Genomic DNA, 18,841 nt, shown 5'->3' on the forward strand with positions numbered 1-18,841 from the left:
CACTTCATCTGAAAATTTTAGATTTTTATCTTTAATTCTTAATGTATTTAATATAGACTTACACATAGGCGCATTACCTTTCTTTTTTATTTTGTTTGGTAGCTAATAATTATAGAGGTAATTGCGCCATTTTTGCATTCAAACATAAAAAATAGCTATGAAGCATTCTATAGTCATAGATTACTTCATAGCTATTTTAGTAATTAGTTATTCAACTGAGAATAAATATTGATAAATCGGTTGCCCACCATTATGTTCTTCTACTTCAACATCTGGGTATTCACTTTCAACCCATTCTACTAATTTGTCAGAGATTTCATCATTTGCATCCTCACCAGCAATGATAGTTAAAATTTCACTATCTTCGTTAAGCATAGCTTTAAGCAAACCAGTGACTGTAGCAAATTCATCATCATTGCTTGTAACAATTTTGCTTTCTGACAATCCCATGAATTCGCCTTTTTTAATTTCTACACCATCAATTTTAGTGTCACGAACAGCAAATGTTACTGAACCAGATTTCACTGATTCTAATGCTGTTGTCATATGAGAGTGATTATCTTCAAGTGATGATGAAGGATCGTATTGGAACAATGCCGCAATACCTTGTGGAATTGATGTTGTAGGTATAACAACTGTATCCGCTTCAACTAAAGTTGCAGCTTGATCACTCGACATTCTAATATTTTTATTATTCGGTAGAATAATAGCGCGTTTGCATTGCGATTGCTCAATTACTTTCACAATATCTTCTGTTGAAGGATTCATTGTTTGCCCACCACTTATGATATGTGTCGCACCCATAGATGTAAACAATTCAGAAATACCATCACCCATTGAAATCGCGATAATCGCAGTCTCAACTGTTTTTGATTCTTCTTGCTGTTCAGAATGATGATTTAGTTTCTCTTTTCTAATCACTTCACGATGTTGTTCACGCATATTTTCAACTTTTAATTTAATAAGTTCACCATACTCTTGACCATAGTTGAACACTTCACCAGGCGTTTCAGTATGTACGTGCACTTTAACAATTTCATCATCATTAATCACAAGTAAAGAATCACCGAATTGACTCATATCTGTTCTAAATGTTTGTTCATCAAATGCTCTTTTATCTTTTCCAAAGCGAACCATCATTTCAGTACAATAGCCGTATTTAATATCTTCAGTATTTATCACACCGTGGAAATCATGTTCTTCATGTACTAATTCTTCTGTGTTTAACTTTTCTTTTTTAGCTTCAATAGTTTGACCTGTCAATCCTTTTAAGAAGCCTTCATACACACATAGTAATCCTTTACCGCCACTATCTACTACACCAACTTCTTTTAATACGGCAAGTAGATTTGGCGTATTATTTAATGATTTTTCAGCTTCCGCAATTGTATATTCCATAACTTCAACGCAATCATCTGTTTCTTCGGCTTTATTAACCGCAGCTTTTGCAGCATCTTTAGCAACAGTTAAGATCGTACCTTCAACCGGTTTCATCACTGCTTTATAAGCTGTATCAACTCCCGCTTGAAAACTACTTGCAAGTTGTTGCGCATTTATTTCATTTTCAGTTTCGATATTTTTACAGAAACCTCTAAATAATTGAGATAGAATAACACCTGAGTTGCCACGAGCACCCATAAGTAATCCTTTAGAGAATGTCTTCCCTAATTCACCAATGCTTTGAGATAAATTATTTTCAACTTCTTCACGTCCAGAAGTAATTGTAAGATTCATATTCGTTCCTGTGTCGCCATCTGGCACAGGGTATACATTTAAAGAATCCACTAAATCTGCATTATTAGATAAATTTTGTGCCCCTTGTATTATCATATCGGCAAATAATTTACCATTAATTTTGCTAATCATCCTGCTAAGTCCTCCTATACCTACTTGCCCTTATTATTAAGTCTTACACCTTGTACAAATATATTAATTGAATTCACTTTAACATTTAGTGAGTTTTCAAGTGTATATTTTACTGATGATTGTACGTTGTTTGCTACTTCTGAAATTTTTACACCATAGCTTACAATAATATACATATCTATATCAATGACACCATTGTTTTCTTTTACTTCAATGCCTCTAGCATAATTTTCATGTCCTAAAATTTCGGCAATGCCATCTCTAACTTGTTGTCTTGATGCCATACCTACAATACCATAGCTTTCAACAGCTTTGCTGCCTACTACAGAAGCAATGACTTCATTTGAGATATCGATTTTACCATAATCATTTGAGATTTCTATTGTCATCTTTATATTCCTCCTGAAATTTGTTTAAAAATGACTTACAATTAAATTCATAATTGAAAATAACCGATTCTTCCATAAATAAGTCTTAATAACTTACTTAAATATATTACATAACTCCTCAGCTTACAATTATACCATAAATTATAAATTTCAAAACATTTTTAAAGAAAACGCCTTTAATTTCGTTGCTTTAAAATTTTATATATGGTATCTTATTGAAGTATATAAGTAGTCAAGTGTATTTATATTTATTAAAGGAGGTACTTTGATGGGTAAACAATGTTACGTAACAGGTCGTAAAGCATCGACTGGTAATAATCGTTCACACGCTTTAAATGCGAATAAACGCAGATTTAATGCTAACCTTCAAAAAGTTAGAATTTTAGTTGACGGAAAACCTAAAAAAGTTTGGGTTTCTGCTCGTGCTTTAAAATCTGGTAAAGTTACTAGAGTTTAATAAATATAATGCACTAAAAAATGCCTTCATATGTGGTGAAGGCATTTTTTTATGCTTAATTTTAATTTGCATCTCTACTTCTAATTTGTAAGACTTGTCCATCATGTACTTCGATTTGTGCAATTTTCTCTTTAACCTCATTCGATAATGTAAGTGTAGATCCTTTTTCAAGAGGTTGATGATTCAAATTGTATTTAAATCCAACTAATGACAAAGCAACCATATCACTAACTGGAATAAATGAAACATATGGATAATTTTGTAATTTATGAATTTCATGACTACCTTTCTTCAATAACTTAATTTCATTTTGTAGATCTTCAACAATAATTACGATGTTTTGTTCTACATATTTTGGCTTTTGTAGTATTTGTAAAACACCCATAAAATGATCTAATCTACCACCTGTTGCGCCATAAATATGTATTTCTGTAAATCCTCTATTAACAGCTTCCTCTACACCTAATGCCAAATCAGTATCATCTTTTTCAGCCTTAACTGGTTTGATATTTAATTCGTGTTTCAATTGATGACGTTCTTCTTCTGAAACAGAATCAAAATCTCCAACTGAGAAAACTGGAATAATAGAATGATTTATTAGAATAAGTGCACCTCTATCAATCCCGCCCCAGCGGTCCTTCTTCAATGCGGTTAATACATCTGATGGCAAATGACGGTCACTACATAATAAATTGATTCGCATATCAATATCAGCCTTTCAATAATTGTGTTACCTTACCATAATCTTTCTGTTTAAAGAAATAAGAACCGGTAACAAACATATCTGCCCCATTATCAGCACATATTTTAATAGTTTCATTGTTGATACCACCATCAACTTCGATATTAAAATTTAAATTTAATGATTGTCTTAAATCTCTTAAGATTTTCACTTTTGCTGCACATGCTTCTATAAATGATTGACCACCAAATCCTGGATTTACAGTCATAACAAGTACAAAATCAACAATTTCAAGTACTGGCAATAATGACTCAACTGGTGTACCAGGATTAATTACAACGCCAGCCTTCTTTCCGGCATTTTTTATCATTTGTAATGCTCTATGAATATGCTGTGTAGCCTCTACATGTATTGATATCATGTCAGCACCGTGTTCAGCAAAGGTATTAATATATTGTTCAGGTTGTTCGATCATTAAGTGAACATCAATCGGTAATTGAGTAATTGCTCTAACTGAATCAAGAATAGGAATACCAATAGAAATATTAGGTACAAATTGACCATCCATTACATCAAAGTGCAGACCATCAATTTGTGCTTCTTCTAAAGCTTTAATTTCATTCTCTAAATTTAAAAAATCGGCTGATAAAAGTGATGGGTAGATTTTCTTCATTAATATCTGACCTTTCTATTTGAAATTTCATTATATAATTGAATATAGTGATCATAGCGAAATTGTGCTAAATAACCATTTTCTAATTGCTGTTTGACATGACACTTTGGTTCCTTAATGTGGTTGCAATTTCGAAATTTACATTCCTCACCAAAGCGATTCATTTCTATAAAATAATGCTTCAATTCATCTTTATCAATATGATCGAAATCTAGCGCACTAAATCCAGGTGTATCTGCGATAAAACCAGATTCTCTTTCATACAACTCTACATGTCTAGTTGTATGTTTACCACGATTAAGCGACTTAGAGATATGATTAGTTTCTAAATTTAGTTCTGGTTTAAACGCATTGATAAACGTTGATTTACCTACACCTGATTGACCACTTAATACAATGAGCCCTTTAGGCCATGTAGCCACAACTTCTTGTTGATTCGTATGCTTACCTACAAATTGCGTATTGTAACCAATTTCTTCATAAATTTTTAACCACGCATTAATTTGTTCAATTTCATTTTCAGAGGCTAAATCCTTTTTAGTCACTAGAATACTCGGCTCTAAATTATACGAATGCGCTATAACCAAGAAGCGATCTAACAATTGCGTTGAAAAATCTGGTTCTACAGCGCTCATCACGATGATTAAGCCATCAATATTACTAACTGGTGGTCGTTTCAATTCATTATGACGCTCGTGAACGTGATGAATATAGCCCTCATTTGTGTTTTGAATTTCAAAATCAACGATATCCCCCACAATTGGTGAAAATTTCTTCTTTCTGAAAAGACCGCGTGGTTTAGTATCATATAAAGTTCCATCAACATCGACTTGATAGACACCACTAATTAGTTTGATAATTCGTCCAGTTTCCAAAATGACACCTCTTAATCATTATTTATATTAAATTATTATAGCAAATGCTTGAAGATTATTATATTCAGAAGTGAATTGAAGAGATGATTTATCATAATATATTTATTTTTTAGTTTACATAATAATTTTACGATATATTTTTCATGAAGAAACCCTTTTAGCGAATGTGCATTATTCCATTCACTAAAAGGGGTAAATTTAATATTCTATATCTTTATCTGCAATTACATCGCCATCAACTCTGATCGTATAGCCCGCGTCTGAGCCTTGCTCAATTTTAAGCGGAATCGTTATCGTTTTGTCATCTTTTATACTAAACGTTTGGCTAGCAGATGTGCCACTATTGTCCTTATCTCTAATGTAAACTTGAACTTTTTGACTTTCGTCATCTCCCGTATATGGGATGTGATATGTTTCTGTATAATTCTTAACTTTTTGTTTATCATCAGACTTGTCTTCACTAGAAGATTTAGATTTCTCTGAATCTTTGTCTTCATCTTTTGAAGATGCTTTTCCTTTTGAAACAATGAATTGTACTGTACTTCCCTCTTCAACCTCTGTATTTTTAGGGCTTTGTGAAATAATATTATCCTTTTTAACATTATTACTTGATTCTGTTGTCATTTGTACTTTCAGACCACTTTTTTCAAGTTCTTTCTTTGCAGTTTGATAATTTTTATTTTCATAATTTTTAACATATACCTTTTTAACACCTAATGATTCGGTTAAAGTAATTTGATGATCGTTTATGCGAACATAACTATCAGGATTAACACTTTGCTTAGCTATAGCACCTTTAGGTACCTGATTATTATATTCTTGATTGACTGTCACATGATCAAGTTTAGATTGTTTCAATTTATCTAATGCATCTGCTTTTTTCATGCCCATAACATTAGGCATTTTAGCACGTTCGGGCCCTTTTGAAAGCACAATATCTACTTTTTCATGCTGATTAACTCTTTCACCTTGTTTTGGTTTAGTCTTTATTATTTTATTTTCCGGATAATCATCACTGTAATCTCTAGAGATATTACCAATTTCTAAATGAGATTGTCGCAGAATTTTTTCCGCTTCTTTTTCAGTTTTACCTTTAAGATTAGGCATTTCCGCATATTTACTACCAAACATGCCCATCGCTATAAAACCAAATAAACTTGCGACTAATAAAAGTAAAATAAGCACAATAGCGAATTTCTTCTTTTTTGAACGTTTTTTCTTAGGTGGTTCATAGATTTGTGCTTCGCTAGTTTGAAAATGATGCTCATTAACAATCGGTATTTGCATCGTTTGTGCAATTTGTTTTTGTTCACTTTCTTCTTTTATTTTACTTTTAATATCTTGTCTATCAATCGATACTGTATTTGTCTCATCTTCTTCAATAGAATGCTTCTTTTCATTAGCACGACTAGAGACAAGCACACTACTTAAATCTTCTTTCATATCTTTAACACTTTGATAGCGATCAGAGGTTTTCTTCTCCGTTGCTTTAAGTACGACATTACTAAGTGATTGAGGTATTTCAGATCTTAACTCCGTTACATTTGGAATTGAATCTTGAATATGTTTTATTGCGATACTAACGGCTGTCTCACCATTAAAAGGCGGTTCACCAACTAACATTTCGTAAAGAACAATACCAATGGAATAGATATCAGTTGCTTCATTCGTAGTTTCACCTTTAGCTTGTTCTGGTGAGAGATACTGAACTGTACCTAATACATGATTCGTCTGTGTCATAGATGTTTCACTTAACGCTTTTGCAATTCCAAAGTCAAAAATTTTTAATGTTTTATTCTTATCAATTAAAATGTTCTGAGGTTTTATATCTCTATGTATGATAAGTTTTTCATGTGCTTGAGCCACACCTTTTAAAATCTGATTCGTGAAATCAATAGCTGTATCTACACTTAAAGGTCCATGGCTATGTATGTATTCTGATAAGGTAGGTCCATCTATATATTCCATAATTAGAAAGAAGAACTCTTCATCTTCTTGAACATCATATACTTCAACAATATTTTCATGTGAAAGTTGTGTCGCATTGTTAACTTCACGTTCGAAACGCTTCATCGTTTCTTCTTTTTCATTCTGAGGAATAGAGATTGCTTTAATCGCTACTTCACGATTTAAAATGGTATCTTCTGCTAAGTAAACGGTACTCATACCCCCGCCACCAAGCTTATCTACTATTTTGTAACGTTCACTAACTATCTTTCCAATCATAGATGATCACCTTCAATAGCTGCTATTAAGACACTGATGTTATCTTTTGAATCATGATTTAATGCTAATTGAATTAGTTGCTCCCCATGTTCTTCTAATGATAATGATTCATTGAAAGACTCATGAATAATTTCACCTCTAACATAGTCCGTTAAGCCATCAGAATTTAACATTATAAAGTCATAATGATTAAAACGTTTTGTAAATATATCTGGACTCACTCGTTTATCTGTCCCCATTACTTTAGTAATAATATTACGTTGCGGGTGTGTAAAAGCTTCTTCTTCAGTTATTTGACCTGTCATTACTAAATGATTTACAAACGAATGATCATAAGTAATTTGTTCAATTTCTCTAGAGTTAATTAGATAGGCTCTAGAATCCCCTATATTGGCCACTACCAATTGTTTATCAAATACAAGGGCACAAACGCATGTTGTACCCATACCTTTGTATTCTTCATTAGTTTGAGCATATTCAAATAGTTCACGATTAATCTCTTTTAAATTAAAACGCAACCAAGTTTCGGCTTGTTCATACTCTATAAAATTCTCATCTTCAAAACGTTTTTGAAGTTCATAAGTAACAAACTGACTTGCAATTTCCCCCGCTTTATGACCACCCATACCATCACATAATACTAATAACTGTTGTTGGGTTTGGTTATAAAAAATACCTCCTGCATCTTCATTTTTATTTCTATGTTGTCCAGTATCTGTGAAAAATTGTGCGTTTAGCATTGTGATTACCTCGTTTCTACTTGTCGTTCCTTCGCTCTTAATTGTCCACATGCTGCGTCAATATCTGATCCTTGTTCTCTTCTAATTGTAGCATTAATACCTAATCGTTTTAGTTCTTTTTCAAATTTAAAAATATCGTCTTTAGGTGTTTTGACGTAATTTCGTTCTGGAACATGATTAACTGGGATTAAGTTAACATGACAATTCAAATCTTTAATAAGATGTGCTAAATCACGTGCGTGCTCTAGTTGATCATTTACGCCACCGAACAATCCATATTCAAATGTCACACGGCGATTTGTTTTTTCTTGATAATATTTGATTGCTTCCATTAATTTATCTACATGATATGCTCTGTTAATCGGCATTAATTTAGATCGAATTTCATCTTTAGCTGCATGCAAACTTACGGCAAAGTTAATTTGAATGTCTTCTTCGGCAAAATCATAAATACGTGGAATAATACCTGATGTTGAAACTGTAATATGGCGTGCACCGATGTTTAAACTGTTGTCATCATTAACAATACGTAAGAAATCCATCATTTCATCATAATTCTCAAAAGGTTCACCAATACCCATTATAACAATTTGGGATACACGTTCATCAGTTGCATCTAATGCTTTTTGAACTGTTAAGACTTGTGAAACAATTTCTCCTGCTTCTAAATTACGTTTTAAGCCTCCTAATGTTGAGGCACAGAATGTACAACCGATACGACAACCAACTTGAGTTGTCACACAAACTGAATTTCCATAGTCATGTCGCATTAATACGGTTTCAATAGTATAGCCATCTTGTAGTTCAAATAGGAATTTAATTGTTCCATCTTTACTTTCTTGTTTAACAACAGTAGTTAAAGTTGTCATTGCAAAATTATCTTTTAAAACTTGACGCAAATCTTTGGATAAATTTGTCATGTCATCAATGCTATCTACGCGCTTTTGATATAACCATTCAAATATTTGTTTGGCTCTAAATTTTTGTTGGCCGTGTTCTACTAACCATTCTTGCATTTCATCATATCTTAATGAGTAAATCGACTGTTTTTCAAAATCAGGCAAGAATTTATTTTTCTTCTTTTTTTCAGTAGTTATCATCTTAACTTTCCTTTCTTTTTATTTTAGTGATGAAAAAGCCATCCGAATTAAAATCTTGGGGTAGAATTTGTATTGTCTTCACTTGTTCACCGGTAACTGGGTGAGTCATAAGTTCAAATTCGAAGTCTTTATTATTTTTTAAAAATGTATAAATAACATTTTCATTTTCAAGTTGTTCAATAGTGCATGTTGAATAAACTAGTGTACCACCAGGTTTCAAGTTATCTTTCACATTGTCTAATATCTCTAACTGTAATTCAACTAAGTCTTGAATATCTTGTTGCGTTTGAACATATTTAATTTCTGGCTTGTGTCTAAGCACACCTAAACCACTACACGGTGCATCGACGAGAATTTTGTCATATACATCTTTGTAAGGTTTTGTTGCATCATGATCAAAAGCTTTAATGTTATTAAGTTGTAACTTTACAACATTTTCTTTTATTAAACCAATTTTATGCTTATGGATATCTGTAGCATCCACGTGACCACTTGGCGCCAATAACTCAGCTATGTGACACGCTTTACCTCCAGGTGCACTACAAGCATCTAAAATAACATCATTTTCTTTAACATCCATCAAATATCCTACAAACATTGAGCTTTTATCTTGAATAGAAATATTACCATTCTTAAAGTTTAAAGATTCAATAATTGGACGCCCTTTTAGATGTAAACAATATGGAATCAATTCATCGACTTTAACTTCATATCCTTCACCTTGCAAACTTGACACAACGTCTTCAACTTTATTTTTACTTGTATTAACACGTACTGTACCCGCAGTTTGATCAAAAAATGATGATGCAATCTTTCGTGTCGTTTCAACACCATAGTGCGTAATCCAATGTTCAATAATCCACTTTGGAATACTATATTCAATGGCCATACGCTGCTTATCATTCTTAATAGATTCTAAACTTGGCAATTCACTTCTAAAGATTGTTCTCAATATTGCGTTTACAACATTACCGTTATGAGGCCCCCCACGATGCTTTGCAATATTTACTGCTTCGTTGATAATGGCATGATTCGGTACTTTATCTAGATAAATATATTGATATAAACTCATCCATAACAGTTGTCTGACCCAACTTTTTATTTTAGTCTTCACAAAAGGTCTAAGATAGAAATCCAATGTCAATTTTCTCTTTACTGTCCCATATACGAGTTCAGTATATAAAGGTTTATCGATATTAGAAACATTACCAGCAGATAAAACTTCATTGATTCTCAGATTACTGTATGCATAGTCATTAAATATTTCTTGAATTGTTTGAAACGCTAATTCTCTCACTGATTGTGTCATTTTAATATTTTCCCAACTAGCGATTCTTGTACACCGCTTAAATAATTTGATGCCAGCATACGTTTCTTGCCAGCTAATTGAATATCTGTTAAAGCAATTGCATCATCTGATCCTGTAGCAACAACAATTGACTTTTTAGTCGTCTCTATGATCTCACCAGGTTGACCATTTTTATTACTGACGATATGTGCTGCATATAATTTTAAATTTGTATCATCCATAGTTGTATAGCCAACTGGCCATGGTGATAAGCCACGAATATGATTATGAATATCTTTTGCATTCATAGTCCAATCAATTCTTTCATCTTCTCTGCTAATATTTGAAGCGAATGTTGCTTGTGCATCATCTTGTGCAATACTATCATTCGTGCGATTTACAATTGAAGGTAGCGTTTCTTTTAGTAGTTTAGCACCGAGTACACTAAGCTTATCATGCATCGTACCTACATCGTCATTATCTTCAATATTAATAGCTTTTTGTGAAATAATATTTCCTGCATCTAGCTTTTTAACCATATACATGATTGTGATTCCTGTTTGAGCTTCACCATCTATTATCGCTTGATGTATTGGTGCGCCACCGCGATACTTTGGTAATAATGATGCATGAACATTAATTGCACCTAACTTAGGTAATTGTAATAACTGTTCAGGCAATAACTGTCCGAAAGCTGCAGTAACGATTAAATCGGGCTCTAACTGTAATAGTTGCTCCAATTCTTCAGATTGAATTAATTTTTCTGGTTGAAGCACAGGTAAATTGTGTTCTTCAGCCACTTGTTTAACAGGTGGTGGCGTTAATACCCGTTTACGCCCAACTGGTCTGTCGGGTTGAGTCACGACTGCTATGACGTCATGCTCTTCGATTAACATTTCCAATACTTTAGTTGAAAAATCAGGTGTCCCCATAAATATCACTTTAGTCATTTTCAAAATACGCCTCCACTTCTTCATCAGTTAATAAATGCTGTGCACGTTTTGTAAATGGTATACCATTCATTTGATCGATTATATGCAGTATCATTCTAGCTACATCGTCATATGCAGTTAGTTCAATCGTATTACCTTCTAAATCATTCGCTTCAATTGTAATCATTTTACTACGTTCGACTTCTCCATATATACCCGGTAAATTTACAGATCCTTCAAGATCGATTATTTTATCATTAGATTCTGATTTAATTTTAGGATTGATTAGTTGCAATAATCCTTCAAATTCCATATCAATGATAGCTACTTGTTTACTTATGCCGATTTGAGGCGCACATAAAGCTGAGGCCTCTTTTGCATATAATGTGTCTTCCAAATCTAATAATAAATCTTTTAATGTAGCATCATACGCTTTAATAGGTTGTGCTTGTTTAGTTAATACAGGATGCGTTGACTGGACTAATTTTTGTATCGCCATTAAATATGCTCCTCTTGAAAAATTCATCATATTATTATAACTTAATTCACTTTGAAATGCGACCTTAGTCTTAAATTTAGGCACTTCAATCTGTTTTAATTGCTTTTATTTTCTATACCTTTAAAATATATATTAAAGATACCAATAAATACAATATTTAACAGTGGAGGTGTGAATATGGAAGTAAATAAAATTATATACATTGTGCTCGCATTCTTTTTAGGCGGTTTCGGCGTTCATAAATTTTATGCAGGTAAAACAATGTCAGGACTTTTACACTTGGCCTTTTTCTGGACAGGAATTCCACACATTATTGCAATTATAAGTGGCGTCTTAACTTTATTAAGACCAGCTGATGAAAACGGAAATGTTGTAATGTAATTAAAGTAAAAGAGTTACGCAATTTAGTAATCCATCCCTAATAATTGCGTAACTCTTATTTTTCACATTAATATTTGCGGATTAATGTCTATTTTTAATGCTAGCTTATCCTTTAAATAAGCTTCATGATAATAATCATCTAAAAATTGAAGTGCTTTCAGTAATTCTGGTTCGCTCTTATATTTAACTAAAATTTGAAAACGATGTTCATTGTTAATTCGTGCGATGGCTGCTGGAGATGGCCCTAAAACTAACGCGCGATCCGTTAGATGTTGTAATAAAATTTGATGAATATGTTTAGAGGCCTCCATCACTTTTTTCATATTTTTATGAGATATCGTAAAATTAATTAAGAAATAGTATGGTGGGTATTTACCTATCTTTCTGAATTCCATCTCTTTTTGATAAAAGGTTAGATAATCGTTCTTTTGAACATCTTCAATAGCATAGTGTTCTGGATTGTATGTTTGAATAATAACTCTACCCGGTTTATCATGACGACCCGCTCTTCCAGCTACCTGCGTTAATAGTTGATACGTTCGTTCACTAGCACGGAAATCAGGTAGATTTAACATTGTATCTGCGTTCAAAACACCTACTAGTGTAATATTGGGATAGTCCAACCCTTTTGCAATCATTTGTGTGCCTAATAAAATATCGCCCTTACCTTCTTCAAATTCAGTAAGTAATTTCTCGTGAGCACCTTTTCTAGAAGTTGTGTCAACATCCATTCGTATAATACGCGCTTCTTCAAATTCTTGTTGCAAGATTTCTTCTACGCGTTGTGTACCAGTCCCTACTTGACGTATATGCGAACTCTCACAATTAGGACACTTATTCGGAGCCATCTCATGATAACCACAATAATGACATTTTAATTGGTCCGTAGACTTATGATAGGTTAATGAGATATCACAGTGTGGACATTGTGGTACATAACCACAATCTCGACATAACATAAATGATGCATATCCTCGACGATTAAGAAATAATACGATTTGCTCATTTTTACGTAATCGTTCTTCAATAGCCTCTCGTAATTCAATAGAAAACATCGAACGATTGCCAGCGCTTAATTCTTCTCGCATGTCAACAATATCTATTGAAGGTAAAGCCTGTTGATTAACCCTTGTAGGTAACGTTAGTAGCTGATACACACCTTTTTCAGCGCGCGCATATGATTCTAAACTTGGTGTTGCACTTCCTAAGACTAGAGGACATTGATGAAATTGACTTCTCCATTCAGCAATATCTCTCGCGTGATAACGGGGATAATCCTCTTGTTTATACGTTGATTCATGCTCTTCATCTATAATGATAATTCCTAAATTTTTAAAAGGGGCAAAAATACTTGAACGAGCTCCAACACTAACACGGGCTCTACCATCTCTAATCTTTTGCCATTCATCATACCGTTCACCATTAGATAAGCCAGAATGTAATACTGCTACATCATCACCAAAACGACGCTTAAATCGTAAAACCATTTGAGGTGTTAATGCAATTTCAGGGACTAACATCATTGCTTCTTTACCTTTATTAAGTACTTCTTCAATAGTTTGCAAGTAAACTTCAGTTTTACCTGAACCTGTCACGCCATGTAGTAAGAATGTTCGTTGTTCACTATTATTAATTTTCTCTTTAATATTTTCATAAGCAATACGTTGTTCTGAAGTCAGTTCTCGTTTCTCTTCTTGTTCAAACACTCGATTAGCAAAAGGATCACGCTCTACTTCAGCATTATATTTTTCGATAAAACCTTTTTTAACTAATCCGTCAATACTTGATTTAGAAAAACCCATTTCTTCCATATCTTTTAAAAAGACAGTTTTATGGCGCTCATCTAGAAGGTAAGCATATACATCATATTGTTTGATTTTTTTCTCAAGTTCAGCAAGGACTTCATCTGGATGATATCCATCTATAATACGTACAGCTTTCTGTGTTTTCTTTTTAATATTTTGAGATAATAGGGTTACTTCTTTTACAGTCCCAGCCTTTAAGAGTTTATTTAAAATAGGAAGATGGTCATTTTTTTGAGCATCTTTATACTTATATTGACCGTCGGAATCAAAAAATTTTAGCAACTGCTCATCCATATCATTATGTTTCACAACTTCAAAGACTTTAGTATATTTAGCTTTGATAGCACTCGGTAACATGACCTCTAATACAGAAATACTTTTTGATACATGATAATGGCTAATCCATTCACTTAATTGAATTAATTCAGAAGTTAATTCAGGCTTTATATCTTGAACTACTCTGATTTCTTTAAGTTTTTCAAGATTAATATCATCACTTGGTTCGGTTTCAATATTCATTACGTATCCTTGAATTGTACGAGGACCGAATGGAACTACAACTCTGACGCCAACTTGAATAAACGCTTCTAAATTTTTGGGTATAAGATAATCAAATTTGAAGTCAACGCTCTTAGAAGGAATATCTACTATTACCTTTGCAATCATTATTGCCACCTAGTTTCTAATTCATCTAAAATTTGTTCAGCTAATTGAACTTTTTTGCCTCTCTTAATATTAATCATTTCTTTATTTTTAAAATGCATTGTCAATTCATTATCATCTGATTTAAAACCAATCGTCTTGTCACCTACATTATTTGAAATAATGACATCTGCATTTTTTCGTTTTAACTTATCTTGTGCATATGCTTCTATATTTTGCGTTTCAGCAGCGAACCCAACTAAGTATTGTTGTCCTTTATGTTCACCTAAATATTTAAGAATATCTTTAGTACGTTTAAACGTCACAGCTAAAGCGCCATCTTGCTTTTTCATTTTATGATCTAATACTTCCATTGGCGTATAATCTGAAACAGCTGCTGCTTTAATAACCATATCTTGTTTATCAAAACGTGTCGTCACCGCTTCAAACATTTCCTCTGCACTTTCAATATGAACAACATCTATATCAATCGGATCAGTTAGTTGTGTTGGTCCAGTTATTAATGTAACGTGGGCACCTCTATTTCTTAACGCCTCAGCTAAAGCGTAACCCATTTTTCCAGAAGAACGATTTGATACAAAACGAACTGGGTCAATCACCTCGACAGTTGGTCCAGCTGTCACTAACGCATGTTTACCTTTAAATGAACTCTCTTCTTTTACCTTTTGAGAATTAAAAAAATCATTCAGGACTTTGACAATCTGCAAAGGTTCTTCCATTCGTCCTTTAGCAACATAACCACATGCTAAATAACCATCCCCAGGTTCAATAAAGTGATATCCATCTTGCATTAAAACGTTAATATTATGTTGCGTGCGGTTGTTTTCATACATATGTACATTCATTGCTGGGGCAATAAACTTTGGCGTCTCAGTAGCTATCAAGGTTGATGTCAAAATATCATCTGCTATTCCCACACTTAATTTAGCTATCACATTGGCAGTAGCTGGGGCAACTACAATCGCATCTGCCCAATCGCCTAGTGCGATATGTTGAATTTCTTGTGGATTCTCTTCCTTAAACGTATTAGTATATACTGGATTTCTACTAATAGCTTGGAAAGCTAGTGGAGTAACAAATTCTTGAGCATGTTCTGATAACATCACGCGTACATCATAACCGGCTTGTGTTAATTTGCTCGTTAAATCTATTGCTTTATATGCTGCAATACCACCTGTAACAGCTAGTAAAATGTGTTTCATAATCGTATTTCTCCCTTTTACTATCTCGATTATTAATCATTATTTATATTAAATTTATTATACACAAATTAAACGTTTAATTAAAAAGACACATCTTATTGAAAAGTGGTTATACTTAAATCAATAAGATGTGCATATGAAAAATTATATTTAATTCGTTTTTTTACATTGTGAATTCATCAGAAACTACTGGTGTAATTTTACCGCCAGCAATCTCTTCTAACGCTTCACCAACAGGTTTAGCTGAATGATATCCACTTAATAAAGCAGTTTCAGGTCTTTCATCTAATTCACGTGCACGCTTAGCTGCAGTCGTAGCAATTAAATATTTAGAATTAATTTTAGATTGTAACTGGTTTAATGGTGGGTTTAACATTATTTTTTGGCCTCCAATAACATTTTTCTATATATAGCTTCAACACGTTCGCGTTTTAAGTGTTCTGCTTCAACAATTGATTGAATACGTTTTTTCGCTAAATGGACTTCATCGTTTACCACAACATAGTCATAAAGATTCATCATCTCTACTTCTTTACGTGCTTCATTTACTCTGGATTGTATCTTCTCGTCTGATTCAGTGCCACGTCCAACTAAACGCTCTTTCAAATGATCTAAGCTAGGTGGTGCAAGGAAGATAAATAATGCATCTGGAAATTTCTTTCTTACTTGTTTGGCACCCTCTACTTCAATTTCTAAGAACACATCATGTCCAGCAGCCATCGTATCCTTAACATATTGAACAGGTGTACCATAGTAATTTCCAACGTATTCAGCATATTCAATAAATTGATCTTCCTGAATTAAAGCTTCAAATTCTTCTTTCGTCTTAAAAAAGTAATCTACACCATCAACTTCACCTTCACGCATATTTCGTGTCGTCATTGAAATAGAGTACTTATATGATGTAGTTGGATCATCAAATATCTCTTTGCGAACAGTTCCTTTGCCTACTCCTGAAGGACCTGAAAGAACAATTAGTAATCCTTTTTCATTATCCATGCCTTACGACCTCTCTAAGCTATTCTTCTATTATTTAAATATAATATCATATTGTAGTTAAAATTGTATAGAGTATGCAACATAAACTTAAATCATGACGCTATCATTCTACCATGTTACAATATACTGAATGATTAAATTGAAGGTGGAAATTATTTATGGCATATGATGGCTTATTCACTAAAAAAATGGTTGAATCAATACAGTTTTTAGTATCAGGACGAATTCATAAAATCAACCAACCTGAAAATGACACTATCCTAATAGTTATACGTCAAAATCGCAAAAAACATCAACTATTACTATCCATACACCCTAGTTTTTCAAGAATGCATATTACGACTAAAAAATATGATAATCCATTTGACCCACCAATGTTTGCTCGTGTTTTTAGAAAGCATCTAGAAGGTGGCATTATTAAAGCTATACGTCAGATTGGCAATGACCGACGTATTGAAATCGATATTGAAAGTAAAGATGAAATTGGTGATACCATTTACCGCACGGTTATCTTAGAAATCATGGGTAAACATAGTAACTTGTTACTTGTTGATGACAATTACAAAATAATTGAAGGGTTTAAACATTTAACCCCTAATACCAATCAATATCGTACTGTTATGCCAGGATTCAAATATGAAGCGCCACCTACTCAAAACAAATTGAACCCTTTTAATATAACAGGCGAAGAAGCTTTAAAATATATAGATTTCAATAGTGGTAAAATTGCGAAACAATTATTAAACACTTTCGAAGGCTTTAGCCCACTCATTACTAATGAAATTGTTAATCGCTATCAATTTATGACAACGGAAACACTACCTAAAGCATATGACGAAGTTATCAACCAGACATTGAAAACACCCGTCCCTATTTTCCATAAAAATCATGAAACTGGAAAAGAAGATTTTTATTTTATGAAATTAATGCAATTTCATGATGACATGGTTGAATATGAGTCCTTACATGAATTATTAGATCGCTACTATGATGCACGTGGTGAAAGAGAACGCGTTAAACAACGCGCAAATGATTTAGTTCGATTTGTGCAACAACAATCTCAAAAATATCAGCATAAATTAAGTAAACTAATTGATGAATATGAAAGTGCTAAAGATAAAGATAAACAACAACTTTACGGTGAATTAATTACCGCTAATATTTATCGTATTAATCAAGGTGATGACGCTGTAAGTGTATTAAATTACTACACCAATGAGGAAATAACGATACCTTTGAATCCTACTAAATCACCATCAGTTAATGCGCAATATTACTACAAGCAATATAATCGTATGAAAACACGTGAACGTGAATTAGATCATCAAATTCATTTAACACGTGAAAACATAGATTATTTTGCAAATATTGAACAACAATTAGATCATATTACAGTTGATGAAATTGATGATATTCGCGATGAATTAGCAGAACAGGGATTTATGAAGCAACGTAAAAACATCAAAAAGAAAAAGAATGATAAAATTCAACTTCAAACATATATCTCTACGGATGGCGATACTATATTAGTAGGTAAAAATAATAAACAAAATGATTATTTAACTAATCGTAAAGCTCAAAAGTCCCATATATGGTTCCATACAAAAGATATTCCAGGTTCACACGTTGTCATTTTGAATGATGCACCAAGTGAAGAAACGATTAAAGAGGCAGCTATGTTAGCTGGTTATTTCTCAAAAGCGGGTAATTCTGGTCAAATTCCCGTAGACTACACGGAAATAAGAAATGTTCATAAACCTTCAGGCGCTAAACCTGGGTTTGTAACTTATGACAATCAAAAAACATTATTTGCAACTCCAGATTATGACAAAATCCAAAGTATGAAAGTCAAATAAGAACGACAAAATAACTCTATAATAAATTGGACTGATGACTAAAAATCATCAGTCCAATTTTTATGTTTGAATACAAAAATGGCGCAATTACCTCTATAATTATTAGCTACCAAACAAAATAAAAAAGAAAGGTAATGCGCCTATGTGTAAGTCTATATTAAATACATTAAGAATTAAAGATAAAAATCTAAATTTTTCAGATGAAGTG

General features: G+C 32.8%; 18 protein-coding genes. 3 read left to right on the plus strand and 15 right to left on the minus strand.

Translation table 11 applies throughout. The annotated features are described in order from the left end of the window. Nucleotides 1–207: 207 nt before the first annotated feature. Complete coding sequence (gene fakA, locus BB045_RS04490) at nt 208–1,866, minus strand: fatty acid kinase catalytic subunit FakA (RefSeq protein WP_070440716.1); 1,659 nt, start codon at nt 1,864–1,866, stop codon at nt 208–210. A gap of 20 nt (nt 1,867–1,886) precedes the next feature. Continuing rightward, complete coding sequence (locus tag BB045_RS04495; protein WP_011275975.1) at nt 1,887–2,255, minus strand: Asp23/Gls24 family envelope stress response protein; 369 nt, start codon at nt 2,253–2,255, stop codon at nt 1,887–1,889. Nucleotides 2,256–2,523: 268 nt separating this feature from the next. On the opposite strand from BB045_RS04495, the gene rpmB reads away from it, so the two are divergent. Beyond that, nucleotides 2,524–2,712 (plus strand): 50S ribosomal protein L28, encoded by a 189-nt coding sequence (gene rpmB, locus BB045_RS04500; RefSeq protein ID WP_011275976.1) that lies wholly within the window; start codon nt 2,524–2,526, stop codon nt 2,710–2,712. Nucleotides 2,713–2,773: 61 nt separating this feature from the next. Here rpmB and BB045_RS04505 read toward each other — a convergent pair whose 3' ends face one another. The 9 genes from BB045_RS04505 to BB045_RS04545 form a co-directional block, all read right to left on the minus strand. After that, complete coding sequence (locus BB045_RS04505; RefSeq protein WP_070440714.1) at nt 2,774–3,415, minus strand: thiamine diphosphokinase; 642 nt, start codon at nt 3,413–3,415, stop codon at nt 2,774–2,776. A 7-nt stretch (nt 3,416–3,422) separates the two neighbouring features. After that, on the minus strand, nt 3,423–4,067 hold the full coding sequence (gene rpe, locus BB045_RS04510) for a ribulose-phosphate 3-epimerase (RefSeq protein ID WP_037552315.1): 645 nt from the start codon (nt 4,065–4,067) through the stop codon (nt 3,423–3,425). Further along, nucleotides 4,067–4,942, minus strand: a complete 876-nt coding sequence (gene rsgA / locus BB045_RS04515) for a ribosome small subunit-dependent GTPase A (protein ID WP_075140548.1) — start codon at nt 4,940–4,942, stop codon at nt 4,067–4,069. The genes rpe and rsgA overlap by 1 nt, the downstream gene beginning before the upstream one ends. Before the next feature lie 198 nt (nt 4,943–5,140). Next, nucleotides 5,141–7,168 (minus strand): Stk1 family PASTA domain-containing Ser/Thr kinase, encoded by a 2,028-nt coding sequence (pknB, locus tag BB045_RS04520; protein ID WP_070440707.1) that lies wholly within the window; start codon nt 7,166–7,168, stop codon nt 5,141–5,143. Beyond that, nucleotides 7,165–7,908, minus strand: a complete 744-nt coding sequence (locus tag BB045_RS04525) for a Stp1/IreP family PP2C-type Ser/Thr phosphatase (RefSeq protein WP_070440704.1) — start codon at nt 7,906–7,908, stop codon at nt 7,165–7,167. The genes pknB and BB045_RS04525 overlap by 4 nt, the downstream gene beginning before the upstream one ends. 5 nt (nt 7,909–7,913) lie before the next feature. After that, on the minus strand, nt 7,914–9,008 hold the full coding sequence (rlmN, locus tag BB045_RS04530) for a dual-specificity RNA methyltransferase RlmN (protein WP_011275982.1): 1,095 nt from the start codon (nt 9,006–9,008) through the stop codon (nt 7,914–7,916). Between the two features lies 1 nt (nt 9,009). Then, nucleotides 9,010–10,317, minus strand: coding sequence for a 16S rRNA (cytosine(967)-C(5))-methyltransferase RsmB (rsmB, locus tag BB045_RS04535; protein WP_070581851.1), 1,308 nt, complete (start codon nt 10,315–10,317; stop codon nt 9,010–9,012). Next, complete coding sequence (gene fmt / locus BB045_RS04540; protein ID WP_075140552.1) at nt 10,314–11,246, minus strand: methionyl-tRNA formyltransferase; 933 nt, start codon at nt 11,244–11,246, stop codon at nt 10,314–10,316. Before fmt ends, rsmB begins: the two co-directional genes overlap by 4 nt. Continuing rightward, the gene (locus BB045_RS04545) at nt 11,239–11,727 is read right to left on the minus strand and encodes a peptide deformylase (protein WP_070440698.1); all 489 of its coding nucleotides are present in this window, start codon (nt 11,725–11,727) and stop codon (nt 11,239–11,241) included. The genes fmt and BB045_RS04545 overlap by 8 nt, the downstream gene beginning before the upstream one ends. Nucleotides 11,728–11,904: 177 nt before the next feature. On the opposite strand from BB045_RS04545, the gene BB045_RS04550 reads away from it, so the two are divergent. Continuing rightward, nucleotides 11,905–12,108: a TM2 domain-containing protein gene (locus tag BB045_RS04550; protein WP_037537906.1), complete on the plus strand. Its 204-nt coding sequence runs from the start codon at nt 11,905–11,907 to the stop codon at nt 12,106–12,108. 62 nt (nt 12,109–12,170) lie between these two features. On the opposite strand, the gene priA is transcribed toward BB045_RS04550, so the two are convergent. From priA to gmk, 4 genes are all read right to left on the minus strand, one after another. Beyond that, complete coding sequence (gene priA / locus BB045_RS04555; RefSeq protein WP_075140549.1) at nt 12,171–14,579, minus strand: primosomal protein N'; 2,409 nt, start codon at nt 14,577–14,579, stop codon at nt 12,171–12,173. Further along, nucleotides 14,579–15,778 (minus strand): bifunctional phosphopantothenoylcysteine decarboxylase/phosphopantothenate--cysteine ligase CoaBC, encoded by a 1,200-nt coding sequence (coaBC, locus tag BB045_RS04560; RefSeq protein WP_075140550.1) that lies wholly within the window; start codon nt 15,776–15,778, stop codon nt 14,579–14,581. The genes priA and coaBC overlap by 1 nt, the downstream gene beginning before the upstream one ends. Before the next feature lie 163 nt (nt 15,779–15,941). After that, entirely contained in the window at nt 15,942–16,154 is a 213-nt protein-coding gene (gene rpoZ, locus BB045_RS04565; protein WP_037552333.1) for a DNA-directed RNA polymerase subunit omega, read from the minus strand. Continuing rightward, nucleotides 16,154–16,777, minus strand: a complete 624-nt coding sequence (gmk, locus tag BB045_RS04570) for a guanylate kinase (RefSeq protein ID WP_037552335.1) — start codon at nt 16,775–16,777, stop codon at nt 16,154–16,156. The genes rpoZ and gmk overlap by 1 nt, the downstream gene beginning before the upstream one ends. Nucleotides 16,778–16,935: 158 nt before the next feature. Between gmk and BB045_RS04575 the strand changes: the two genes are divergently transcribed. Then, the gene (locus tag BB045_RS04575; protein ID WP_075140551.1) at nt 16,936–18,633 is read left to right on the plus strand and encodes an Rqc2 family fibronectin-binding protein; all 1,698 of its coding nucleotides are present in this window, start codon (nt 16,936–16,938) and stop codon (nt 18,631–18,633) included. Nucleotides 18,634–18,841 lie beyond the last annotated feature (208 nt).

It is taken from the genome of Staphylococcus sp. MB377, assembly GCF_001922505.1.
GTDB lineage: Bacteria > Bacillota > Bacilli > Staphylococcales > Staphylococcaceae > Staphylococcus > Staphylococcus haemolyticus.